This is a genomic window from Shewanella sp. MBTL60-112-B2 (assembly GCF_019655055.1).
In the GTDB taxonomy this organism is placed as follows: Bacteria; Pseudomonadota; Gammaproteobacteria; order Enterobacterales; family Shewanellaceae; genus Shewanella.
On the sequence record NZ_BPFA01000012.1, the window covers coordinates 57,139 to 79,314 of the forward strand.

The following is a 22,176-nucleotide window of genomic DNA, read 5'->3' on the forward strand; positions in this document are numbered from 1 at the left end:
TTATAGAGATTATAAATAAATTATATATCTTTTCTTGATCGGGGCTACGCCCCGATCAATACTACTGTATAAGTTTTTTAATTGGTGTTCGAGGTGTAAGATGGAAAAAGACAAAGTAAATTCGTTTGAGGAAGATCTTGTATGTGGTTTAGTAAAAAAGTACCAACCAGTATCAAGAGCATATCTCGGGAGTTCCAAAGAACTAAAAGATGGGTCTCAAGAGTTTCTTTCACGAGATGACATGAATGGGATTTTTAAAGAAAAATCAGGGCAATATCCATGCCTAAAGAGAATTAAAACATCAATCAGATATGACGTTGTGTACATAACCCCCTCTGTAGCAAGGGATATTTTGCGTTTTTCAAGTCGAGGTGTCATTAATCCACACAATAAAAATAGACGTATAAGCAAGGCTGAAGTTAAACGATATACCGCTGCGATGAATGATGAAAAGTGGTGTTTAACTGGTGAACCAATTGTATTTAGTGATGATGGTGAACTGCTAAATGGCCATACTCGATTAGAGTCAGCCGCAAACTCATCTAAGGGGTTTATCACAGTTATTATTTATGGTGTAACAGATGACTTATCATTCGCACATATAGATGTTGGTAAAATTCGATCACGAGCCCAGGTTTTAGAAATGGCGGGAGTGACTGTAGATGCCAGTATTCTATCCAAAGTGGCAATGCTGGCGAAATCTTTTGAACAGACGAAAAACCCTTATGCTTTTCGTGGTACGCAAGGGACGTCATTCCAGCAAGCAGAAATTCTAGAGTACGTAGAAGCAAAGGAAGAGCTTGCCTTATCTGTCAATTTTGTCGCTGAATTAGCAAAGAGGCATAAGCGTGAGATTCAAGCTGCAATTCATATTTATGCATTCGCTCATTATCTGATTAAAGCGGAAGTGCAGAAATATGAAGGCGTTATAGTCATTACACCGGAGGATTATCTATTACGATTGATATCAGGAATAGGTATACAGAGTGAGGAGGATATCGAATATCAAGTCCGAAACTTCTTACAGACACAGGTTGGTGAATCAAGTTCTTATGCACTCGTTTGCCGATTAAGTAGTATTTTCAAAGGTTGGAATCAATATCATAACATTGATATTGCAGGAAACAAAATTGCGGTACGTCGTGTTGCTAGATACAAGAAAGATGCTGATGGTAACCGTATGCCAGCTAAAAGTGCCGGTAATATTAATGAAGCATTTACTTATCCATTCGCAAAAAAAGGGCCAACACCATCGAAAATTCGTAAACAATCTAATTTACAAATCGTTTGAAGGTTGTAAGCTCTAATTTTCTAAGTTCTCCTAGTAATGCTTTTCAAATTTCATTGGAGAAAGTTCACCTAAATAACTCTACGTCGAGAGTCCGCTTGATGTTTTTTCCTCATCAATCTTCCTTTAATTCGCGGATTAGGTATGGAGATAAACAGCGTTCAACATTTGCAACTGTACCGCTATTTTTTAAAGATGTTACTATAGATAACAGCACTTTAGTGTTCATTGCTAATTGCTCTTGCGCTTGCTTAACTTGCTCGGTTAATTGTGCATTTTTTGAAATTATGGTTGCTTTACTTTGCGTTGAGCCTTTGCGTAGGCTCGATGCATAAGCACCACCAACATCATCAAATTGCTTATTTCTATACACCTCAATCAGTTCTTTTCTGGTTGAGGTGGATAGGGTGCTCAGCTTACCTTGGACAATGCCTTTATTTACAAGCCTTCTATGGACATCAGTTGGTGTTATTGGACTACGGTCATAGCCCTCGGCAACCATTGTAATCAATTCTCTTTCGATCTCAGTGTCTAGAGCTTTACCACGGAGCACCGCCATAAAAGTTCCTCATTTTTAATTTCCAGTAAATTGTGTTGGAAATACTACGTTTCCCTAACACAATTTATAAGATTACTTCTGCTGTTTAGTCGTTAGTTTAGTTACTCACTAGGCTTTGACAGCTTTTCTAACACAGCTCTTTTTTCATTAGTTCGATGCTCAACTGCAAATAACGTCGCTAACCGAATTGGTTTCTTTTTGGCATCATATTCCAGTAGATTAACTGGTATTTTTTTAGCTTCAAAGGACTGACTTTGTTCACTCAGCATTTTAACATTCTCTTTCCGAGCGTTTAAAACCTCTAGGAGTTCGTCCGCCTCGTCGCGTGCTATGATTTCTAAATAGTTGATCCTCTCGATTTCGGATTCAATACTCTTTAATAAAGACGCTACCTTGTCAGCCTCATCGGCACGTCCTGTTAGAGTATGGTACGGGCAGGCGGTACCATCTTGACACATAATATTAAAGGGACACTCGATTACAGAAATGTTGCGCATACAGCTACCGAAGGCCAATGGGGATAGGTCTGAGTGTGCTCGAATAATATCCCTCTTCTCATTATCGTCTTGAAATGCAGCAAGTTCATCCGAAAACTCTTCAAAGATATTCAGATCAATATCATCAAGCATATCAGTGATGAACGAAGTTCTGTCGCGCTCTGTTGTAAATGTATGTAGGTTTTGCGCTAGCGAGTTCTCAAGTTTAAGGTCAGGATTTAAGGCAATGATACCAGTGTTTTTTACCTGATCAACGCCAGTTGGACTCAATGAGATAGCAGTACAGGAATTGTCCTGATGGTAAGAAACTATGTCCGTAGTTAATGCTAGTTCTTGAATCGCAAGATGCTGATATCTTTCGTTTTGTTTGATGTCAGCACGACCCATGACCATAGCCTGTAGATGTTCAGAGACATCTGCTATTGCTAAGAAGGTGTTTTTATTATGGCGGGGCATATGGGTATTAATCTTGGTGAATTCGCCATTTTTTGTTCTTAGATTATAACGAGTAAAAATAGATGTGTTGCGCTTAATACCCATCCCCAAATATGCAGATAAATGCCGATACCAGACTGGTGTTGCTAATGGCTTAATCATGCCTGAGTAACTTAATGCAGTTGAACCTACTGGCGTTATGAATAAAAGCTTTTCATATTCGACATCGTAGGAGTAGCCATTTGAAGAGTCCCGTACACGGTAAATCATGTCTGCGGAAAGCTCTTTAGATTTAGTTATGGTCTGCTTTAAAAAATCATCAATTTGTTTAAGCGTATAAAATTGATCTTCGCGTTTTCTGCGATTTTCAACGATTCGATGAGGTAAAAAGCCAGCTTTTCTTAGTTTTTCTTTAGCAAAACGCTTTAAATCATTAAAATACCTAATACTATCCGAGGTGGACTCATAAATGTGTGCAACTACATCTGCTAACTCAATTTCTGCTTCATTTAGATTAACAACGTTTGATTCTTTAGGGACTAGCTCTTGAGGGAGTAGTGTTTTAAAGTTATTACCACGACAATTAACAACCTGATTTCTTAGTGTTTTTGTTAGCTTTATCGTATCCTTGAAAATGAATTCAACCAAATCTATTGCAAGGGGCTCAACCCAGTGAGTACGCATTCCAGCACCTTTTTTCCCCTGATAAACGATACCTAGATAATAGGTATGCAAGCCACGTTTTTTGAGTAACTTACGAACTTGTTCATCTTCAACTTCTAGTCTTTTCAATGCATTAATGGTTATGCCAGATAATTCTTCAAATCGCCAAGCTGTAACAAATAATAACAATGTCATATTCAACATTATTTTTTCGCTATCCTTTTGGACAAGATTTCGAAGACTTACAACATTAAGAAAATCCTGGATCTCAACTAGCTTTTCATTTTCCTCATTCCCTAGCCCCTCAGCAAATTCAGTCTCTCTAACCTTCTTGGTACTTGCTCGTTGAGGACGTTTAACCGTAACCATGAACTCAGGTTCGCCATAGGTAATTTGTTTTTTGCGAAGGACTTCCGCAATACCGTTTAAATAGGTTTGATCGTCAGCTAATGTACTTTGTTTGCGAAACGTAGCCAGCAATTCTGCAGTATCACTAAGTGTTTCTGACGATATATTGCAAGGCGATGGTTCGATTCCTGACATTAACAAACGCACATAAATGCGCTTTAAAAGTAGGGAAGGGGCAACCAGACTTGCTGCGCTAGGGTACTTGCCAGATTGTCTAAGCTTATAAACTAAAAATGCCTGAGTGAAATCAGAAAACAGCGGATCAATTTGAATGGTTTTACCATCCTCGATAACGATATGTTCGTAGCTTTCATCCTCTCGGAACAAAGCTTTCGAGCGAGTAGCGAGGATTTCCTTAAAATTAACACCTGCGTTTGTAGGGCCAATAAGAAACCCCTTATTTGACCTATTATATATCCATGCCTCCCCCCATTTTAGGTTGTTTTCATTCGGGGCTAGTACTGTTTCAAAATAACTTTTTTGTTCCGAAATAAATAATGTCAAATTTTCTTGAATTTCCTTCATGACAAACCTCCTTGAAGGCGATTTATAACCAACTTAACCTCGTGTCTGGCGTCCGTCGCGGTGCGGATCATAGGACTATTTTCGTAGCCAGATTTGTTTGTCACATCTATTAACTCAAAAAGTTCTTCGCTAAAAATTCTATAAACTTCTTCATGTGGTTCTAGATTTTTGAATGGGCGAAAATAGAAACATCCATAACAGCTCCTAACCTTGCATAAATGGCATTTAGCTTGCTTGCGAGTACAACCACCAATGTTTATAAATAGCTTGCCCTTCAACATTCCAGAAACGGTATGTCCAACCCACGTATCCTTATCGACTGCATACCCTGTAGTCATTAGACCTACCATATTCATCCAGACAGGATTGGAGCCTAAAGCTTTGTGTTGAACCATGGCTAACTCAGGTGTCGCCATGATGTAATATGTCGCAGCAACCGTCGAAGAATGCCCCAAAATATATGCTATTTCTTCGGCGCTTGAACCACTCATCGCCATTGTGTGCCCAACATTATGTCTAAAATCCGTGAGCACATAACGTTCTGGGATTAGATCCTTAATAGCAATTGCCATTTTGGTTTCGTCTGACTGGAGAAAGAGCAAGCCTCTGTTTAAACAAGCATTTAAATCTGAACCAAGACGTATTTTGTCTGTAGTGAATAATTGGCTCTCTTTAGTTAGGTTAAATCTGTTCATGTATTCCTCAATCATGAATCCAATGGAATCAGGAATAGCAGTTTTAGCGCCATCGACATTAACTCGACGCTGCTTGGCAAGTGGAACTGTGATGCTGTAACGGATCAAATTCGTTCGAGGGTTTTGAGCCTCACGCCTCAAAGAGGAACCTCGGAGTTTATCAAATTGAATTGAGCGCATACCTGTAGCATACGACAGTCCTAGGATTGTAAGGTCGGTAAGTTTAGCATCGGTAAGGGCGGCTAATCCTTCCTCTGTAGAGTGCTCGACCAACCCCTTGCCAATCAGTCGCTTTAGATGTGACGGGAAAGAGTTCTCAATGTCCTGATAGATAAGAAAAGAGTTCTTAACCGATGGAATAGTGACTTCTTCGAGCTTTTCATAATCAAGTGTTCCAAATTGTGGCATCCCCATCCGAAATAGATGTCTGCATGTGCGTTTTAATTCATAATATTTTCTTATTACAAACGTTTTATCCGATCTAGCAAGATTTTCTAATTCGTTAAAATAAGCCTCACTCCTTAAATTACAACCACAAATGAAAGACTTAATATAACTGAACTTACTTTGTTCTACCGGAGCAGACCTCATATTAAAATCGACAACACATACATATTTCAATAAATGCGTTAGACTTTGATTTTGACAAACCATGTTCAATTTGACTTGATTGCCACCATATTTGAACTCCCACACATCTAAAGAGGGGTTAATTGACTGAGTGTCGAATTCTGAATTAGTTGGCAAAACCAATCGATTAGGTAACTCTAACCCGCTAATAAATCGGATTTGTTCAACACTTAGGAAGACAGCTGAAGTACTCCTGAGTTTTTTTCTTAAATTACTCAAAATTCAATATCCTCATCAATTAGGTGGTCATATAACGTACTGTTAAATATATTTAGTAAGGACATATTGGCCTGATTTTGGATAAATCGCTTACCATAGTGTTGCGGCATTCTAGATTTTAACGACCAACCACCTAACACTCTTAATTGCTCGATACTGTCCTCCATGATCCCGGAAACCTTAACAGCCTTAGTGTTGATATATTTATCACTCGTTTGGCTGTAGATTGCAGCCAAGGTACTAAATGCCCATGTGTGTCGTAGCCAATGTGGTGTAACGTTTGCTGTTATTGCATCGCTATATTCGATATTGAAGTGCGATGGGAAATTTTTCTTAAATGATTCTGCAGTTCTTTCGAACTCTTTTAATATGCCGCGATAGGATAGGGGACGGTATGGTTTAACAGAAGATGTAAAAATAAAATCGTGGCCACATTGTTCATCTGTGGGTCTCGTATTTTTGTAGTAAACACCGAAAATTAAATTGTAATGTTCTCTGGTAATATCAATCTTTCTAGTACTTTGCATTGTTTTTATGGAAGGTTTCTGACTTCGAGTATCATTCTTATCTTCAAGGTTTTGCACTATCATCAAATATTTACTGCTATCTGTCATATAGGGTTTAAATGATATCTTTTGCAACAACTGAATTTCACCAACTCGAAGACCATAACGCAGCATCAGCAGCCACATTAGGTAATTGCGTATTTGTATGGACTGGCTAACCTGGGGGTTTAGTGGATTTGGCACTTTTTTGGTGCTTGGACGAATGACCTTTGAAAAATCAACACATTGATCGGCACTTAAACTATGAAGCGTGCTTGTTTGTGAGCCGCTGTCCCTGATGTATCTCTGGAAACTCTTGCGTGGTGTTTCTAATTTCATTTTCAATAAGTTGCGGTGTGCTAATATTTCTGTTTTAGACTGGTTGGTGTATCTAGAGTCCACGTAGATATCAATTAAACACTTAATGAAACGAATGACTGCCAAGCACCGAGTTGAATGCGTTGTTAATTTCTTCGTGTCTGTATTCACATTTCCCGAAAATAAAATGTGTAGATTCAATTTTCGCCCTGCAACCAAATAATCCCAGAACGGCTCTAGCTCATCAATTAAGAGCTCAATATCTTGGAATCCTGATCTGTATAGAGAATAATCCAGAGTCTCTCCAAATTTATCGAACCAGAACTCATAAAAAAATTGCACAGCCTGTAGCTCAGCTCGTTGCGTGCTGAATGCCTTTTTACGTAGCTCGTATTCGCAATAGCGCAACGACAATAATGGGGGCGACATCGTTTCAGAATCACATAGGTACCAGAACTCATCTTTGAAACACATCGTTTTATACATAAACCCTCACAACGTTATGAACTAGATTAGCAGTACAAATATCCAGCATGTGAACTAGAGTATAAGGGCATATAAGACACGTCAAGAGTTTTAGCTAGAATATATAAGTTACTGATAGGACTTGGATATTGAAAAGAATTAAGAATCTATGAAGTAAAACAGACATTCCTTTAATTTAACATAATATACATTGTGCGCATAGCTATATGAATGTCACTGATGTGGGGTTAGATGGCGACTTTATCTATATGAGCTTTCAGTCAGCTTGATTGCCATTGAACCGGATAGCTCAGTTTCTTGTATATAGCTGCTTGCATATAGTTGCAGATAATCATTTGCAACATGGCTTAAGTTTAAAGTCATGTATTAGTGTTTAGCATCTAGCTCGGACTTGATTGACGCCAACATCTGCAAGCGACTTAACTCAGCTCCTTATACTCCTTGCTCTATATTGTTTGCTCTATATGCTACTCGTGCAACTGTGAAAACGGTTCGGCTATCTTGCTACTAACAGCTGCGAACCTTAGAGTCTTGGGATTGATTCGTTTATGCGCGAATGTTTATACCAGTCGAGTTGTGGCTGGCCATTTTTAACGGCACGAGTCTCACGTTGGATGTAAGCTTGGTCGTAGATTGCAACTTAGCGTTTAGCTAGAGTCCTGAAACTGTTTATTCAAACTGGGCGCTAAATCCAGCCTAAAACCAGTAATGAACCAGCACTGAAATCAAGATGTTGAAACAGATAGTTAAAACGAGCCTGAAAACAGCCATTTGTAATCGTGCGCTACGTGAAATCTACTGAGCTGAGCTAGGCAAAGATTTAAAGCAGCCACACAGCGCGCCGTATGAATTTAGCCAAACTAACGACAAAGATTACGACAACAATGCCAATTTACAGCTTTATCTAGTTTCTGAAATTAGCTCCTATATTGGGGCCAGATATTTGCTCTTGGCCAAAACTACTTTAGCTCAGTTCAGCATAGCTTTGCCTAGTCATTGCCATAAGAGCAACTGTTATAGCAATAAAAATCGTTAGAGTCCGGTTTACTCGGCCTTGTAGCAGTTAAGCGAGTCAGTCATCGAATGGCCCCAATGACCCATGAAGGCTTGGATAGAGCCAGAACTTAAACTTAAGATGATAGTTTTGAAGAAAACTAGACTGAGGGACTGAGCTTACTTAGAACCTAAAATCGAGCAGTTAATTGAGCTGACAATTAAGCTAGAAATTGAGCTGATAGCTTGGCTAAAACAGGCTTAAAGTAAGTACAACGCAGACTAATTTCATTAATATTAAAGAGTTAAAACAGGTAGCCAGCAACATAGTGACAACCATACCTTTCTAGCTCTAGGCTGATCTGTCTCTTATATAGACAAAAGATACTGAGGCAAAAACAGCTATAGATACAGCTTAATAGCGGGAAAACCCCTTTTAAATCAATTGCCGATAATGTCACTTATCGGCATTAACCCATCTTTGAAATCCAAATAGAAATTCCAATAGAAATCACAGCACAAAACTAACTTGAATTTTGTAGTTAGCAATGTGATTAGTAATTGGATCAGATACAGAGTTGGTGTATTGGGTAAACAGAGAAAGATCGAATGGTTAATGTAAGAGACTATTTAAGACTCGAACTCCAAGTGTGACATGAACATTATAAGTTTATAATCAGCAGCTTACTAGTTAACCCGAGATAGTCGAGTGTAGCGCTAGCTTATTTGGAATAGTGTGAGAGGCTAATTATCGTGTCCACGCCCTACTCTTTAACGGCTTTATACGCGCTTGTTCAGACAGAGCTAGTTTAGACAGAAGTTGCTCATCATCGCGCTCTGCTCGGCTAGTATTCATTGAGAGCTTGTATTGATAGATTGTATTAAGAGCTTGTAGCGTTGCTCATTCCTCTTCAATAGCACGAGATAGCACGAGATAGCACGAGATAATAGCCTTCTTCCCTACTCCATCTTTGTCGCCTTTTATTAGCCTTGATCTATTGCGGTAGCTCGGGACATAACTGTATAAGATAAAGACTTACCGTCTATTTTAAACATGTCTTTTATCTCGCCACATTTCTCAAACCCTGTGCTGAGATACAGTTTTTGTGCGGCTAGATTATTTGAAAGTACCCAAAGATCGATAAACTCAATTAGCGGTTCATCAGCAACCCACTCTAGCATTTTATTGATTAATTGCTTGCCGATACCGAGTCTACGAACTGAACGATCGACGCCCATACCAAGTAATACTCTATGTTTAGTATGGTTTTCTGCATGGCCTCGAATATCGATGTGCCCTACTATCTTCTGGTTTTCATCGAATGCGAGCCAAAGGCGTCGCCAGCCTTGCTGGTATATTTCCGTGTTAATGCCAGCAGTAAAACGAGACTTCATTGCTTCATTAACAGATGATTCTGCTTTAGACATAGGCTGGAAAAGATGAGTATCACCGGCCCCATTGTCTGACAAATGATTATTTAAGTAACTGAAGAACTTTGCTAAATCATTTTGTGTTGCTTGCCTTATTTGCATGACACTCCATTTTCTCGTTGCTTTATAGCGCCCTTTTAAGAGGCGGATTTAGTCAGAACTTCTTATTTGATAATGCCTTTGTACGTTTTTAGTGACTTTGCCCCATTGAGATGATTTCACTCTAGCTTGATGATTATCAAAAGCAGTTTGATTTACAAATTCCTCGTAAACAATAAACTTATTACGATTGGATTCATCAGGTGTCACACTAAAAGTTAAACAACCAACCTCTTTTAAGGTGAGACTTTTGTGCATAACCAATTCACGACTGACTAGCTCAAGGTCTGAATCAGGTACGACTATAAAACCTTGCAATATAATCTTTGCCAACACTGACTCCACAACGTATTAGGCATGCCAAAATGCCCATGCCTGTAGCATAAACACGCTACCACAATCTGAACCTGAACATAAACAAGAAACGGAACATGAATCTGAACAAGAATTACAAGCAAGCATTGCTAACTACCTTGAAAAACACCGCTAAGCTGAATCCCATATAACAGAAACAGCAAAAGAGTTATCTTTATCTCAGGACTCTAGGTATACGCGGATTTTAGGCATAAAAAAACCGTACCCGTTAACGGGTACGGTTTGTATATAGTTAGGTAATTACTTCACATTCATGGACTACGATTCAGAGCTTTACCTAATAGTCCAAGTTTACAGTGGTGGAGATTGTGGCTCTGGTAATTTTTTAGATTCTTGCTTAGTTAAAGAAATAATCGCGTCAGCAAGCTTGTTATAAGTTTTATTCTCGAAATCAGCTTCTTTTATTTTCGTAAAGGAACTATCACTATCTAAGTTCCAGTTTTCAAAGATTGACTTAACATCTTGCTGGTCTACCTGAGAACCGTATATTTCTAAATACATTTTGCCAAAACCGATAGCATGCATTCGATCTGTTCGTTTGAGTGATTCATGTGTATAGGCACTTGCAACACCATAACAATACTTAGCGGTTGCAGCTAAAATCGAAACCACAAGCATTTCTTTAAACAGCATCGTGCCATAAATAGCCCAGTTTAAATCCGTTTTACTACTGAATGTTAAGATACCTGTATAAATAACAAAGATTACAGATAATATTGCTGCCGCGCCAATAGCCCTATTACCTCTAAGGTTCCATTTTATTGCTAATTCCCTAAAGTGTTTTTCATTGGTGGCTAGCTCCTTTTTTGCATTATCTACAAATGCCGGTACTTCAATAGCTATTTTGCCTTGTAATTGTTTTTGCTTTAACTCTGTATTCTCATCGTTAAGTTGGTTATTTATTTTTTTTAAGCTTTCGTTTGAACTGAGAAGAACACTCAATTCATTGGTGATATCCAAATGGACACTGCGAGCATTACGCAAATCCTCTTGGGTAACATGAAGTTTAGTCTTAAGGTTTGATAACTCTTTATTAAAGCTAGCTTCTAGTAATTTTCGTTCATTACGCATCTCTTCTATATCATGTGAGTAGCGCTTTGATAACAACTTGCCATCGACGTTATGCAGTGTCCAAGGCCTTCCTAATTCATGTTCAGAACCAGTATCACGTGCATGCTCTCTTTCTGCATATCTTTGAAATAAAGTATCAACCTTATGTATATTTCGATCCTTTGCTGCTCCTTGGTAGTTTAAAACACGCAAACGCTCCGCAATTGAACAGCTGTTTAAAGTTTTAGTAACAGACTCACTATTTAACTTATCAGCTCTAGACCAAAATTCTTCAGCAAAACCTTCTAAATCATCATTATTGACATTATCCATTTTAGACATGACCCATTATTATAAGCTATTGAATAATAACTCAATTAAAGTCAATTTGTAGTGATCGCATCAACAATTATTGGTTTTACAACTTTTTAAATTCCCTTTCCTTACCTTCCCAGTCACATCGTCACGTTCAACAAAGTCCAACGGCTTAAGTCCTGTCACCTCTGACACGTGTACATCTAGCTCTTTGGCGACCATCTTTCGTCGTCCTTTAGTCTTTAACACGCTTGAGTCGCTTCGTTCTGAATACCCTGTTCAAAATAGAGGCGCATTAGCTGTTAACTATTAGCATGGCGGTTTTATCAGATTCGGCTGGCCGTTGCGTTAAGGAAAAAATGGGCGATAGACCACGGGCACGGCCTTTGCGGATAAGTTGCCCCTACCAATGTGGGGCTTTACTGGTGCTAGTCACATCCACGTTTCTTCTGCAACTACGGCGGCATTAAAGCAGTCGAAAGCATAACGCGCCGACTTTACATGGGAGAGATCGTATATCGCATTGCTGATAGCCGGCTTTTAAGAGTAATTACACATACCCACGCTAGTACAGTGTGAAACTTAAGCTTTGCTAGAAGTGCTGTGCAAGCTTCTAAATCGGGCCACAAATGTTCCATACATTTGTTGGCATTTCCACCAATCCATGGCGGTCAGAGATTTAGCTCATACCTTAAAGAAAGGCCTATAGGGATATATTTACGGCGTCTTGCTAAAGCACGAAAGCAAAGCCCCTGCTAGGCAGTCAAGTTTTAGCAGGTGGCAACGTTGGTTTGTATTTGGTACCTACTCAGCTTTCATTCACTTTATACAAACAGCTACTCTATCCCCTGCAGATAATCTAACGGTTTGTTCTGGGCACTCTCGTGTCTTTCTATCTGAGTGGTATGCAGATATTGCGAGGTGGTGTCGATACTCTCATGACCGGCATCGGCTTGAACGTGGGATAAGGGCCTGCCGTTAATATTGATGTCGTGAGTAATGCCGGTGTGGCGAATATTGTGGATACTTAAGCCGCGCATTTGCTGTGCGTCCTCAATAAAGCCGTCATTTTCGATGCTGTTAGCTGCAATTTCGATGATCTTGTCGACTTCTTCTCGAATTTGGCGAATACCTAAGTTAGCATTCAAGTTGCCCACTTCTCGCCCTCGCCCAGCGGCTTTTTGACGCACAATTAACGGGTGTTGCTCGCTACTTGTTGGCAGTGGCGACAGATTTAAGTAGCTACGATATTGAGTTAAGGCATCGATCAAAGCCTTAGAGACGGCAACACTTCTGCTCTTGCCGCCTTTACTTTTAGGGATATGAAAACTCCAAATTCCCGTTTGGCGGTTTTGCTTAAACTGGCTCATAACAGGTGAGAAACCTGCCCTGGCTGATACCTCTGAGACGCGTAGATAACAGGAGTAGATAAGCTTAATTAAAAACAAGCTACGCTGATGTAATTCAGGCTGCGCTTTAGCGAGTTTCTCAACCGTTGACATGATGTAGGACCACTGCAACTCGGTAAACGCCAACTGATTATCATCATCGGTATTGAGTCGGTACTTCTGTCTTGAGGAGAATCGACTCTTGTTAAGCCACATCTGCGCAGGATTCTTGTCGCAGTAATCCTCCCCCATCAGGTAGCTATAGAAGCTCGATAGAATTGCGACTTTGGTCTTGAGCGCGCTGTCACTGAGCACATAAGGCTGAATTTGCCCGTCCACTTTCTTGCCTCTAAAGGGTAGCCAAGCCGGGTTGGGCGTTCGCTCGGTCGTTGATTTATTCTCTTTAAATTGGGCCACATTAAAGTAGCCGATAAGCTCGGTAGGCGGATTTTTACAATACTCTATATATAAGCCGACTTCTCGGCGCCCTATTGCACTGACGTTGAGCTTAATAACATCGAAACACCAGTGCAGGAAGGTGGTTAGTTCGCTTCGATAGGCTTTATAGTTATTCTCGTTGTACTTTTGCTCGAATAGCCAATCTGTAGCGTGTTCAAACACTAAACCGGCTTCATCGAGAACCCCCAGGCTAAGTTGGGTGATATGTTGATTAACCAGCGGATTGCCGATTTGAATGTAGTCGATTGAGTCAAAAAGCGGGATTACTAGGGGTAAGTGCATAGGTATATAAAAATATTGAAAGTATAAAAGCCGATATCTCTATATTAATCAGTAAGGTTAAAAAGCGATATCCTTAATTAACCTTATATGACTGTTATAACTGCTGGTGATGCTTTTCAGCGAGTAAATACCGCTATGGCGCTTTTAACCAACTCTTGGCTTTGCTCATTACACAGGCTTTTACATTCTTGTTGGCAATGTTTGTCACAATGAATGCGTTTTTCACAGCTCCATAGGCAAAGCTGCCACACTGCCTGTTTAGTCTCTCTATCCAAACACTTAAAGTCTGCGGCGCATAAATGGCCTTGTTGGATCAGCTGAGCAATTTTGGCTTCAGAAATACTGATATTTAGTTGGCGGGTGGCACTGTCCATTTGTTTTCTCCAGCTGAACTGTCCTGAAATAACTAAGCTTACGTCAGTTACATGGCTTGAATATATCACTAAGCATGCCTAGCTAATGCCACGACCGAATGATAATGATTATCAATAAGATTGTCGAGTCATTTATTTGTAGTGAAGCAAGCATTTATTTTCAATGAAACAACAATGTGGAAAAAGCTCTGTGTTCAACAAATGGCTTTTAGGCCATACATACTTAGCCTGGGTTATCGGCTAAGAAATCGAAGCTGGTGAACTTCTCCACTCCATCGATTTCGTAGCTAACAATTGCACTCCAAACCATGTAGTCACCACTGCATGAACCATATATTAAGTTTCCCTGATGCAGGTTTTCGTCGATTTGGTTAAGTTTTACTGGAATAATCCCCATAAACATATCTCTACCCTGAACTTTAACCTTTATATTACTCAGTGGTTGAGAAGTAGTAATAGATAGCTGTAATGGCTGCTCGCTCGGGGTTTGCCAAGGACTGATCGTTAACTCAAGGTCTACATCAGCTACAGTTTTGGTACAAGGGCCAGATTTAAAATTGCATAAGCTTGTATCTACAGCTCTTGACGCCTGTGGTTCATGCGCTTTTGGTTCACAACCGAGTAGAAACAGCCCTAGTACTAAGCCTACAGAAAAGCCTAATACTGGTGATTTGTGAGTGACTTGCACGATATTTAACCTTTCAACTAAATGTTTTAACATTCTATTGAGTACCTTGATCTAGATCAACTTATCCCGCCCCTTAATTCCTATCTTTTTTGATATAGCTCAAGTATCATGGCCTTGCTTTGCGTTACTTCATGAAATGCAAGGTTACACATTGACACACAAGCTTAGTTTCCTATAGGAGACGTGTTTTTTGTCATATAAACGGGTAGAGCTTTACTCTACACAACAATAAGTATAAGTAATAAGCAGTGGAAGCAATATGATGAACCATTCCCAGCCTCAAGGCGCTGATTACAACTACACCATCGTCCGCCAATTCGCTCTAACAACTGTGTTATGGGGAATTGTAGGCATGTCAGTAGGTGTACTAATTGCAGCTCAGTTAATCTGGCCGCAGCTAAACTTTGAAACTTCATGGTTAACGTATAGTCGTCTACGACCTCTACATACGAACGCCGTGATTTTCGCGTTTGGTACCTCAGCCCTTTTCGCCACATCCTATTATATCGTTCAACGCACCTGTCAAACTCGACTATTTGCACCTAAGTTAGCAGCATTTACGTTCTGGGGTTGGCAAGCCATCATTCTTTCGGCAGCAATCAGTTTGCCACTTGGTATCACCAGTGGTAAAGAATATGCTGAGCTAGAATGGCCAATTGATATCGCAATTACCGTCGTATGGGTCTCCTATGCTGTGGTTTTCTTCGGTACTATCATTAAACGAACTACGTCGCATATCTATGTGGCTAACTGGTTCTTTGGTGCCTTTATTATCACGGTAGCCGTACTTCACATAGTTAACTCTATGGCTGTACCGTTAACTATGACTAAGTCTTACTCGCTATATAGTGGCGCTGTAGATGCTATGGTCCAGTGGTGGTATGGTCACAATGCGGTAGGCTTCCTGTTAACTGCAGGTTTCTTAGGTATGATGTACTATTTCGTACCTAAGCAAGCTGGTCGTCCAGTTTATTCGTACCGTCTATCTATCGTTCACTTCTGGGCACTTGTTGCTTTGTATATCTGGGCTGGTCCTCACCACCTACACTACACTGCACTTCCAGACTGGACTCAGTCACTTGGTATGGTGATGTCTCTAATCCTATTCGCTCCTTCTTGGGGTGGTATGATTAACGGTATCATGACGTTATCAGGTGCATGGCACAAACTTCGTACAGACCCTATCTTGCGTTTCCTTGTTGTTTCATTGTCTTTCTACGGTATGTCTACCTTCGAAGGCCCAATGATGGCAATTAAGACGGTTAACGCACTATCTCATTACACTGACTGGACTGTTGGACACGTTCACTCTGGTGCATTGGGCTGGGTTGCTATGGTTTCAATCGGTTCTTTGTATCACTTGATCCCAGTTCTGTTTGGCCACGGCCGCATGTACAGCACAAACCTAATTAACGTTCACTTCTGGTTGGCAACAATTGGTACTGTTCTTTATATCGTTTCAATGTGGATCTCTGGTGTGATGCAGGGTCTAATGTGGCGCGCAGTTAACTCTGACGGTACATTGACTTATAGCTTCGTTGAAAGCTTAGAAGCCTCTTACCCGTTCTACTTTGTTCGTTTCCTAGGTGGTGTGTTCTTCCTTACAGGTATGTTCTTAATGGCATACAACGTATACCGTACTGTTAAGGCCCCTAAAGATTCTTTGCCAGCAATTGCTGATGCAAAAGCAGCTTAAGGAGTAGATACGATGAAATTTAATCATGAGATAGTTGAGAAAAACATCGGTCTATTAGGGATCCTCACTGTTGTCGCAATCAGTTTTGGTAGCTTGGTTGAGATAACACCCCTTTTGTTCCAAGAAGACACTACTGAGCCATTAGAAGGTCAAATCCCTTATACGGCAATGCAGATTGAAGGTCGTGATATCTATGTTCGTGAGGGCTGTTATGGCTGTCACAGCCAGATGATCCGTCCACTGCGTGCCGAAACTGAACGTTATGGTCACTATTCAGTGGCTGGTGAGTCAGTTTGGGATCACCCATTTCAGTGGGGCTCTAAGCGTACCGGTCCAGATCTTGCCCGTGTTGGTGGTCGTTACAGCGACAAATGGCATGAGGTTCATTTAATCGACCCTCGCGCTGTGGTACCGCAGTCAAATATGCCTGCCTACCCTTGGTTAGCTGAGAATATCCTAACGGGTGATCTTACTGGCCAGAAGATGCAAATCTTGCAAAATCTTCACCCTACTCATCAGATGTATACAACTGAAGAGATTGATGGCGCTAAAGACGCTGTTAAAGGTAAGACTGAGCTTGATGCATTGATCGCATATCTGCAATCACTAGGCCACGCGCTTAAATAAGGAGGCAAATTATGGATTACGGCACATTACGTGGAATTATAACCATAGTGGTAATGGTGACCTTCATCGGTATATTTGCTTGGGCATATAGCTCTAGTCGTAAGAAGCAATTCGACGATGCAGCTAACCTAGTTTTCTCTGACGATGAGAAAATCTCGGTTTCGAAGGACTCAGGAGAACAAAAGTGATGAGTAACTTCTGGAGTATATGGATTATCGTACTCACGGTTGTGGTAATCATTGGTTGTGTTGTTCTACTACGTGCTTGTTCTAAGAACGACACAGGTGTAGAAGAAGGCAAGTCGATGGGTCACAGCTTCGATGGAATTGAAGAACTTAACAACCCACTACCTAAGTGGTGGAGTTATATGTTCTACCTTACTATCGTATTTAGTGTTATCTATCTAGCACTTTACCCAGGTCTTGGTAGCTTTAAAGGTCTTTTAGGCTGGACAAGTTCAAACCAAAGCGTACGTACTATTGAAGAGTCGAAGCAAGCGGTTATCGACGCTCAAAACGACGGTCGTTGGGTTCAGTATGACCAAGAAGTAAAGCATGCTGACGAAAAGTTTGGCCCTATCTTCAAGGCGTATGCTGACACCCCATTGGAAGAGTTAGTTAAGAATGAAGAAGCCCTTAAAGTGGGTGGACGTTTATTCTTACAAAACTGTGCCATGTGTCATGGTAGTGATGCTCGCGGTAGTAAAGGCTTCCCTAACCTAACCGACAATGCTTGGTTATATGGTGGTGAGCTAGCAACGATTAAGACCTCTATTATGAATGGTCGTCACGGTATGATGCCGCCTAAAGGTGGTTTACCGATTGAAGACAGTGAGATTAAAGGTCTAGCTGAATACGTTGTTAAGCTATCTGGTCGTGATCACGATGAAGCACTTGCCGCTCAAGGCCAAGGTTCATTCATGAAGGGCTGTTTCGCTTGTCATGGTATGGACGGTACAGGTAACAAGTTCATGGGTGCCCCTAACCTGACCGACAATGCTTGGGTATATGGTGGTAGCCGTGGTGCTATCGAGCAGTCAATCCAAAACGGCCGTACTGGTGTTATGCCAGCGTGGAAAGATGTATTAGGTGAAGAAAAAGTTCACGTAATTACAGCTTACGTTTACAGTTTATCTGCTAAGTAATCACATACGGTTAACACCGAGTGTAATATTAAGGCCTCGTGATAACGAGGCCTTTTTTTTAAGTGATAAGTCACACTTTTATGGGTAAAATGTCGGTTGTTTTTTCCCGTACTGTTACAACTATTTTAATAATTATAGGTGGTTAATAATGTCTACTTCGCAACCCTGGTATAAGCAATTCTGGCCGTGGTTCCTAATCATATTACCGCTGTGTGCTGTGATCGCTAGTATCAATTTATTTTGGGTTGCTTTTACCAACCAAGACCCATTAGTGACCGAAGAGTACTATAAAGAAGGTAAAGGCATTAATATTGACCTGCGTAAGATAAAGCATGCTAAGCAGCTTGGCATAAACTACATGCTTGAGTTTGATGACAAGTACGTTGAGCTGTCTCAACAAGGTGGCGAACAGTACCTAGCTGGATTAAGTATTAGCTTTTATCACCCCACTCTTGAAGAACGTGATTTTTCACAAATTGTCACAGCAGACGCCAATGGCGTATATCGCATCGATTTAACCCAATCGATTGAAGGCCCATGGGACGTTAGAATTGAAGGCTATGATCAGACGTGGCGCATTCAGCAACGTGTCGTGCTGAAAGACGATCAACAATACTGGTTAAACTAATTAGTTTATGCCCTAACCCGCAAGCCTCTGTTGCGGGTTTATCAAATAATTACAAAAAGAAAAACAATCCATGAGTCAACCTAGCTGCTTCCATTGTAGTGAACCTGTATTAACAGGTAAGCAATTTACCACTCGTATTAATGATGATGAGCAGCTTATGTGCTGCCCAGGTTGCCAAGCAGTCTCTCAGGCGATTATCGACGCCGGACTCACTAACTATTATAAATTCCGCACAGAACCTGGTAATAAACAGACGGCCTTGGTACCTGAAGAACTGTCAAATTTTAGTGCATACGATCTACCTGAAGTTCAGCAAGACTTTATTCAGCAAAGAGACTCACTTAACGAAGTTTCTCTAACTGTTGATGGTATTACCTGCGCGGCCTGCGCCTGGTTAATTGAACATAAAATCAATAAGCTCGACGGTGTTGCTAAAATTCAAGTCAACTCCACTACCCAACGCGCGTTGATAGCTTGGGATAGCGATACAATTAAGCTCAGTGAAATTCTGAACCAGATAAGCCTTATTGGCTATCAAGCTGCGCCTTTTCAAGTTGACGAGCAGGAAATAAAGAGTAAGCGAGACAGCCGTAAATTCCTTCTACGCCTTGGCCTCGCTGGTTTCGCCACCATGCAGGTGATGATGTTCGCCCTCGCCCTTTATTCTGGTTACTTTAGTGATTTAGAAACCGAATACCGCGATTACTTCCGCTGGGTCAGCATGTTGTTTGCCGCGCCGGTGGTATTTTACTCGGCTCAGCCGTTTTATTTTAGCGCCGTACGCTCGATGCTAATGGGCCGCTTGAACATGGACGTGTCGGTTAGTATCGCGATATGTGGTGCTTACATTGCCAGCTGTATCGAAACCATTAACGGGACTGGCGAGGTTTATTTCGAATCTGTCTCTATGTTTACCTTCTTCCTATTACTGGGGCGATTCTTCGAACAAAATGCTCGTCAAAAGGCGTCAGTTAGCTCCAGTAATCTGCACAAACTAGTGCCATTAACCGCGCAACTTAAAACGGATGAAGGTTTTGATGAAGTCCCTGCCAAGCGCTTAGCCATTGGCGATATGATTTTGGTAAAACCCGGTGATGTCATCGCCGCTGACGGCATAGTCATAGAGGGCGAGACCGCAGTGAACGAGGCTATGCTTACTGGTGAGCAGATGCCACTACAAAAAATGCTAGATGCAGAGGTATTTGCCGGAACCATTAATATTGAGCAACCTATTTTGGTTAAGGTGACTGCGCTTGGGCAAGATCAACTGGTTGCTGAAATTATTCGCTTGCAAGAGATTGCCTCTAATAATAAACCCAAAGTGGCGCTGTATGCCGACAGGTTCTCTAACTACTTTACTGCCGCGATTTTATTGATTGCAGCGTTAACTTACCTATTTTGGTACTTCTACTCTCCTGAAGATGCGTTTTGGGTCACTCTATCAGTGCTTGTTGCAACCTGCCCCTGTGCGCTCGCACTTGCTACACCTACGGCAGTAACCTGTGGCACGGCTATTATGACGCGTTTGGGGATCATTACTCGTCGCAGTGGTATTTTTGAGAAGTTACCGCAAATCCAACATGTAGTATTTGATAAAACCGGTACCCTAACCTTAGGCTCATTGTCTATCAGCCATGTAGAGCTATTGGCCGATTGGTCAAAATCTGATGTTCTTGCCCATATTGCCGCGTTGGAATCGGGTTCTTTGCATCCGATTGCTAAAGCCTTTGCTACACACTTTAATGGCGCTATGGCAGTTAGCCAGAGACAAAATGTGGTCGGTAATGGTCTGTCAGGCACTATCGATGGGCTTGAATATAAGGTCGGCAGTCAGCAGTTTGTTAATGGCACTAATGATGTTGAAGACTCGACTATTGTCTGGTTTAGCCAAGGGCAAACCTTGCTGGCGAAAATCAGCTTGAATGATGAAGTGCGTCCAGAAACTGCACAAGCGGTGGCTCAGCTGAAGGAGATGGGTTGTAAACTCAGTATTGCCAGTGGTGATAATTCCACCGAAGTTGAAGCCTTAGGTCGGCGTCTTGGTATTGATGATGTCCATAAAGGCCTCTCACCTAAAGGTAAGCTGGCTTTAATTGATAAGTTCCAACAGCAAGGTCAAGTGGCCATGTTTGGCGATGGCATTAACGATGCGCCTGTGCTGGCGGGGGCTAATTTGTCAATTGCTATGGGCAGCGGCGCCGCGATTTCTAAAAACAGTGCCGACATCATTTTATTGGGTGACAACCTGTCGCGTTTTGCCGATGCGGTAAAGGTCGCAAAATCTACAGGAAGGATTATTAAGCAGAATTTGTTCTGGGCGCTAGGATATAACCTGTTTATAATTCCATTGGCCGTAAGCGGCCACGTAGCTCCTTACATCGCTGCATTAGGGATGTCTGCGAGCTCACTCATTGTTGTTACTAATAGCCTAAGACTACTTAAGGTTCGTTTATGAGTATTATTTATGTCCTGATCCCAATCGCTATGATTTTCGTGCTTATCGCGGTAGGTGTATTCTTCTGGGCTGTAAAATCCGATCAGTTTGATGATTTAGAAAAACAGAGTGTGTCGATTCTTTTTGAAGAAGATGAGTCGCCAAAGGGTAAATCTCAAACCAATAAACTCGACGAAAACGACACTGATAAGAAATCCGCAGAGTGAATGATTTCAGCCTAATTGGTGCATTTATCGTAGGTGTGATGGGTGCGGGTCACTGTATTGGTATGTGTGGTGGCCTTGTGGGCGCATTATCGGCGAACTTGCCTAAAACCGGTGGCGCTAATGCCCTGGTGTCTCAGCTTGGTTACCTGCTGAGCTACAACAGCGGCCGGATTATCAGTTACACGGCTGCTGGCGCGTTGATTGGTGGCAGTGCTAGCGCACTTGGTGTCTTGTTCGATGCTGACACCTATTTACTGGTTTTGCGCGTTTTTGCTGGCCTTATGATGATAATTACCGGGCTTTACATTGCACAGATCTGGGCCGGCGTGGTTCAGGTTGAACGTATTGGCAAGTGGCTGTGGCAATATATCTCCCCCGTCGCCAATAAATTTATTCCAATTAAAAACCGCTCTCATGCCTTTATTGCTGGTGCATTGTGGGGCTGGCTGCCTTGTGGCCTAGTCTATAGCATGTTGACCTGGGCCGTTGCTGCAGGTAATCCGCTTGAAGGTGCGCTAGTCATGCTTTGCTTCGGTTTAGGCACATTACCCGCACTATTAAGTGCAGGTATTGCAGCCAGTAGCTTTAGTCGCTTAATGCAGAAAAGAGCTGTACGTATTGTAGGCGGCGCAGCGCTGGTGGCATTCGGAGTGCAGACCTTGTATGTGGCGATTAACCAGCTTAACTAGCTCCGAATA

Annotated in this window: 19 protein-coding genes; 9 read left to right on the forward strand and 10 right to left on the reverse strand. The window is 41.4% G+C overall.

The genetic code is table 11. From position 1 onward, the window contains the following. Nucleotides 1-100: 100 nt before the first annotated feature. Nucleotides 101-1,291: a chromosome partitioning protein ParB gene (locus K5Q73_RS09785; RefSeq protein WP_220760580.1), complete on the forward strand. Its 1,191-nt coding sequence runs from the start codon at nucleotides 101-103 to the stop codon at nucleotides 1,289-1,291. A gap of 112 nt (nucleotides 1,292-1,403) precedes the next feature. On the opposite strand, the gene K5Q73_RS09790 is transcribed toward K5Q73_RS09785, so the two are convergent. From K5Q73_RS09790 to K5Q73_RS09835, 10 genes are all read right to left on the reverse strand, one after another. Then, nucleotides 1,404-1,847, reverse strand: a complete 444-nt coding sequence (locus K5Q73_RS09790) for a hypothetical protein (protein ID WP_220760582.1) — start codon at nucleotides 1,845-1,847, stop codon at nucleotides 1,404-1,406. Nucleotides 1,848-1,948: 101 nt separating this feature from the next. Further along, nucleotides 1,949-4,375, reverse strand: coding sequence for a hypothetical protein (locus K5Q73_RS09795; protein ID WP_220760584.1), 2,427 nt, complete (start codon nucleotides 4,373-4,375; stop codon nucleotides 1,949-1,951). Next, nucleotides 4,372-5,919, reverse strand: coding sequence for a hypothetical protein (locus tag K5Q73_RS09800; RefSeq protein WP_220760586.1), 1,548 nt, complete (start codon nucleotides 5,917-5,919; stop codon nucleotides 4,372-4,374). The genes K5Q73_RS09795 and K5Q73_RS09800 overlap by 4 nt, the downstream gene beginning before the upstream one ends. After that, complete coding sequence (locus tag K5Q73_RS09805) at nucleotides 5,916-7,268, reverse strand: site-specific integrase (RefSeq protein WP_220760588.1); 1,353 nt, start codon at nucleotides 7,266-7,268, stop codon at nucleotides 5,916-5,918. The genes K5Q73_RS09800 and K5Q73_RS09805 overlap by 4 nt, the downstream gene beginning before the upstream one ends. Before the next feature lie 1,977 nt (nucleotides 7,269-9,245). Then, nucleotides 9,246-9,794: a GNAT family N-acetyltransferase gene (locus K5Q73_RS09810; protein ID WP_220760589.1), complete on the reverse strand. Its 549-nt coding sequence runs from the start codon at nucleotides 9,792-9,794 to the stop codon at nucleotides 9,246-9,248. Between the two features lie 48 nt (nucleotides 9,795-9,842). Further along, nucleotides 9,843-10,124 (reverse strand): putative quinol monooxygenase, encoded by a 282-nt coding sequence (locus K5Q73_RS09815; RefSeq protein ID WP_220760591.1) that lies wholly within the window; start codon nucleotides 10,122-10,124, stop codon nucleotides 9,843-9,845. 333 nt (nucleotides 10,125-10,457) lie between these two features. Then, a complete protein-coding gene (locus K5Q73_RS09820) occupies nucleotides 10,458-11,549 on the reverse strand; it encodes a hypothetical protein (RefSeq protein WP_220760593.1) in 1,092 nt (363 codons plus the stop codon). Nucleotides 11,550-12,367: 818 nt separating this feature from the next. Continuing rightward, entirely contained in the window at nucleotides 12,368-13,660 is a 1,293-nt protein-coding gene (locus tag K5Q73_RS09825) for a site-specific integrase (RefSeq protein WP_220760595.1), read from the reverse strand. Between the two features lie 116 nt (nucleotides 13,661-13,776). Beyond that, entirely contained in the window at nucleotides 13,777-14,034 is a 258-nt protein-coding gene (locus K5Q73_RS09830; protein ID WP_220760597.1) for a hypothetical protein, read from the reverse strand. A 223-nt stretch (nucleotides 14,035-14,257) separates the two neighbouring features. After that, the gene (locus tag K5Q73_RS09835) at nucleotides 14,258-14,755 is read right to left on the reverse strand and encodes a hypothetical protein (protein ID WP_220760598.1); all 498 of its coding nucleotides are present in this window, start codon (nucleotides 14,753-14,755) and stop codon (nucleotides 14,258-14,260) included. A 226-nt stretch (nucleotides 14,756-14,981) separates the two neighbouring features. On the opposite strand from K5Q73_RS09835, the gene ccoN reads away from it, so the two are divergent. From ccoN to K5Q73_RS09875, 8 genes are all read left to right on the forward strand, one after another. Continuing rightward, nucleotides 14,982-16,418, forward strand: a complete 1,437-nt coding sequence (gene ccoN / locus K5Q73_RS09840; RefSeq protein WP_220760600.1) for a cytochrome-c oxidase, cbb3-type subunit I — start codon at nucleotides 14,982-14,984, stop codon at nucleotides 16,416-16,418. 12 nt (nucleotides 16,419-16,430) lie between these two features. After that, nucleotides 16,431-17,045, forward strand: coding sequence for a cytochrome-c oxidase, cbb3-type subunit II (gene ccoO / locus K5Q73_RS09845; RefSeq protein ID WP_220760602.1), 615 nt, complete (start codon nucleotides 16,431-16,433; stop codon nucleotides 17,043-17,045). An 11-nt stretch (nucleotides 17,046-17,056) separates the two neighbouring features. Continuing rightward, the gene (locus tag K5Q73_RS09850) at nucleotides 17,057-17,233 is read left to right on the forward strand and encodes a CcoQ/FixQ family Cbb3-type cytochrome c oxidase assembly chaperone (protein WP_012155452.1); all 177 of its coding nucleotides are present in this window, start codon (nucleotides 17,057-17,059) and stop codon (nucleotides 17,231-17,233) included. After that, nucleotides 17,233-18,189, forward strand: a complete 957-nt coding sequence (ccoP, locus tag K5Q73_RS09855) for a cytochrome-c oxidase, cbb3-type subunit III (RefSeq protein WP_220760604.1) — start codon at nucleotides 17,233-17,235, stop codon at nucleotides 18,187-18,189. Before K5Q73_RS09850 ends, ccoP begins: the two co-directional genes overlap by 1 nt. 148 nt (nucleotides 18,190-18,337) lie before the next feature. Continuing rightward, nucleotides 18,338-18,817 (forward strand): FixH family protein, encoded by a 480-nt coding sequence (locus K5Q73_RS09860; protein ID WP_220760606.1) that lies wholly within the window; start codon nucleotides 18,338-18,340, stop codon nucleotides 18,815-18,817. Between the two features lie 70 nt (nucleotides 18,818-18,887). Then, nucleotides 18,888-21,272 carry a heavy metal translocating P-type ATPase gene (locus K5Q73_RS09865; RefSeq protein WP_220760608.1) on the forward strand — a complete coding sequence of 795 codons (2,385 nt, stop codon included), beginning with the start codon at nucleotides 18,888-18,890 and terminating at the stop codon, nucleotides 21,270-21,272. After that, nucleotides 21,269-21,478, forward strand: a complete 210-nt coding sequence (gene ccoS, locus K5Q73_RS09870; protein WP_220760610.1) for a cbb3-type cytochrome oxidase assembly protein CcoS — start codon at nucleotides 21,269-21,271, stop codon at nucleotides 21,476-21,478. Before K5Q73_RS09865 ends, ccoS begins: the two co-directional genes overlap by 4 nt. Beyond that, nucleotides 21,475-22,167 (forward strand): sulfite exporter TauE/SafE family protein, encoded by a 693-nt coding sequence (locus tag K5Q73_RS09875; protein WP_220760612.1) that lies wholly within the window; start codon nucleotides 21,475-21,477, stop codon nucleotides 22,165-22,167. The genes ccoS and K5Q73_RS09875 overlap by 4 nt, the downstream gene beginning before the upstream one ends. The last annotated feature ends 9 nt before the right edge of the window (nucleotides 22,168-22,176 follow it).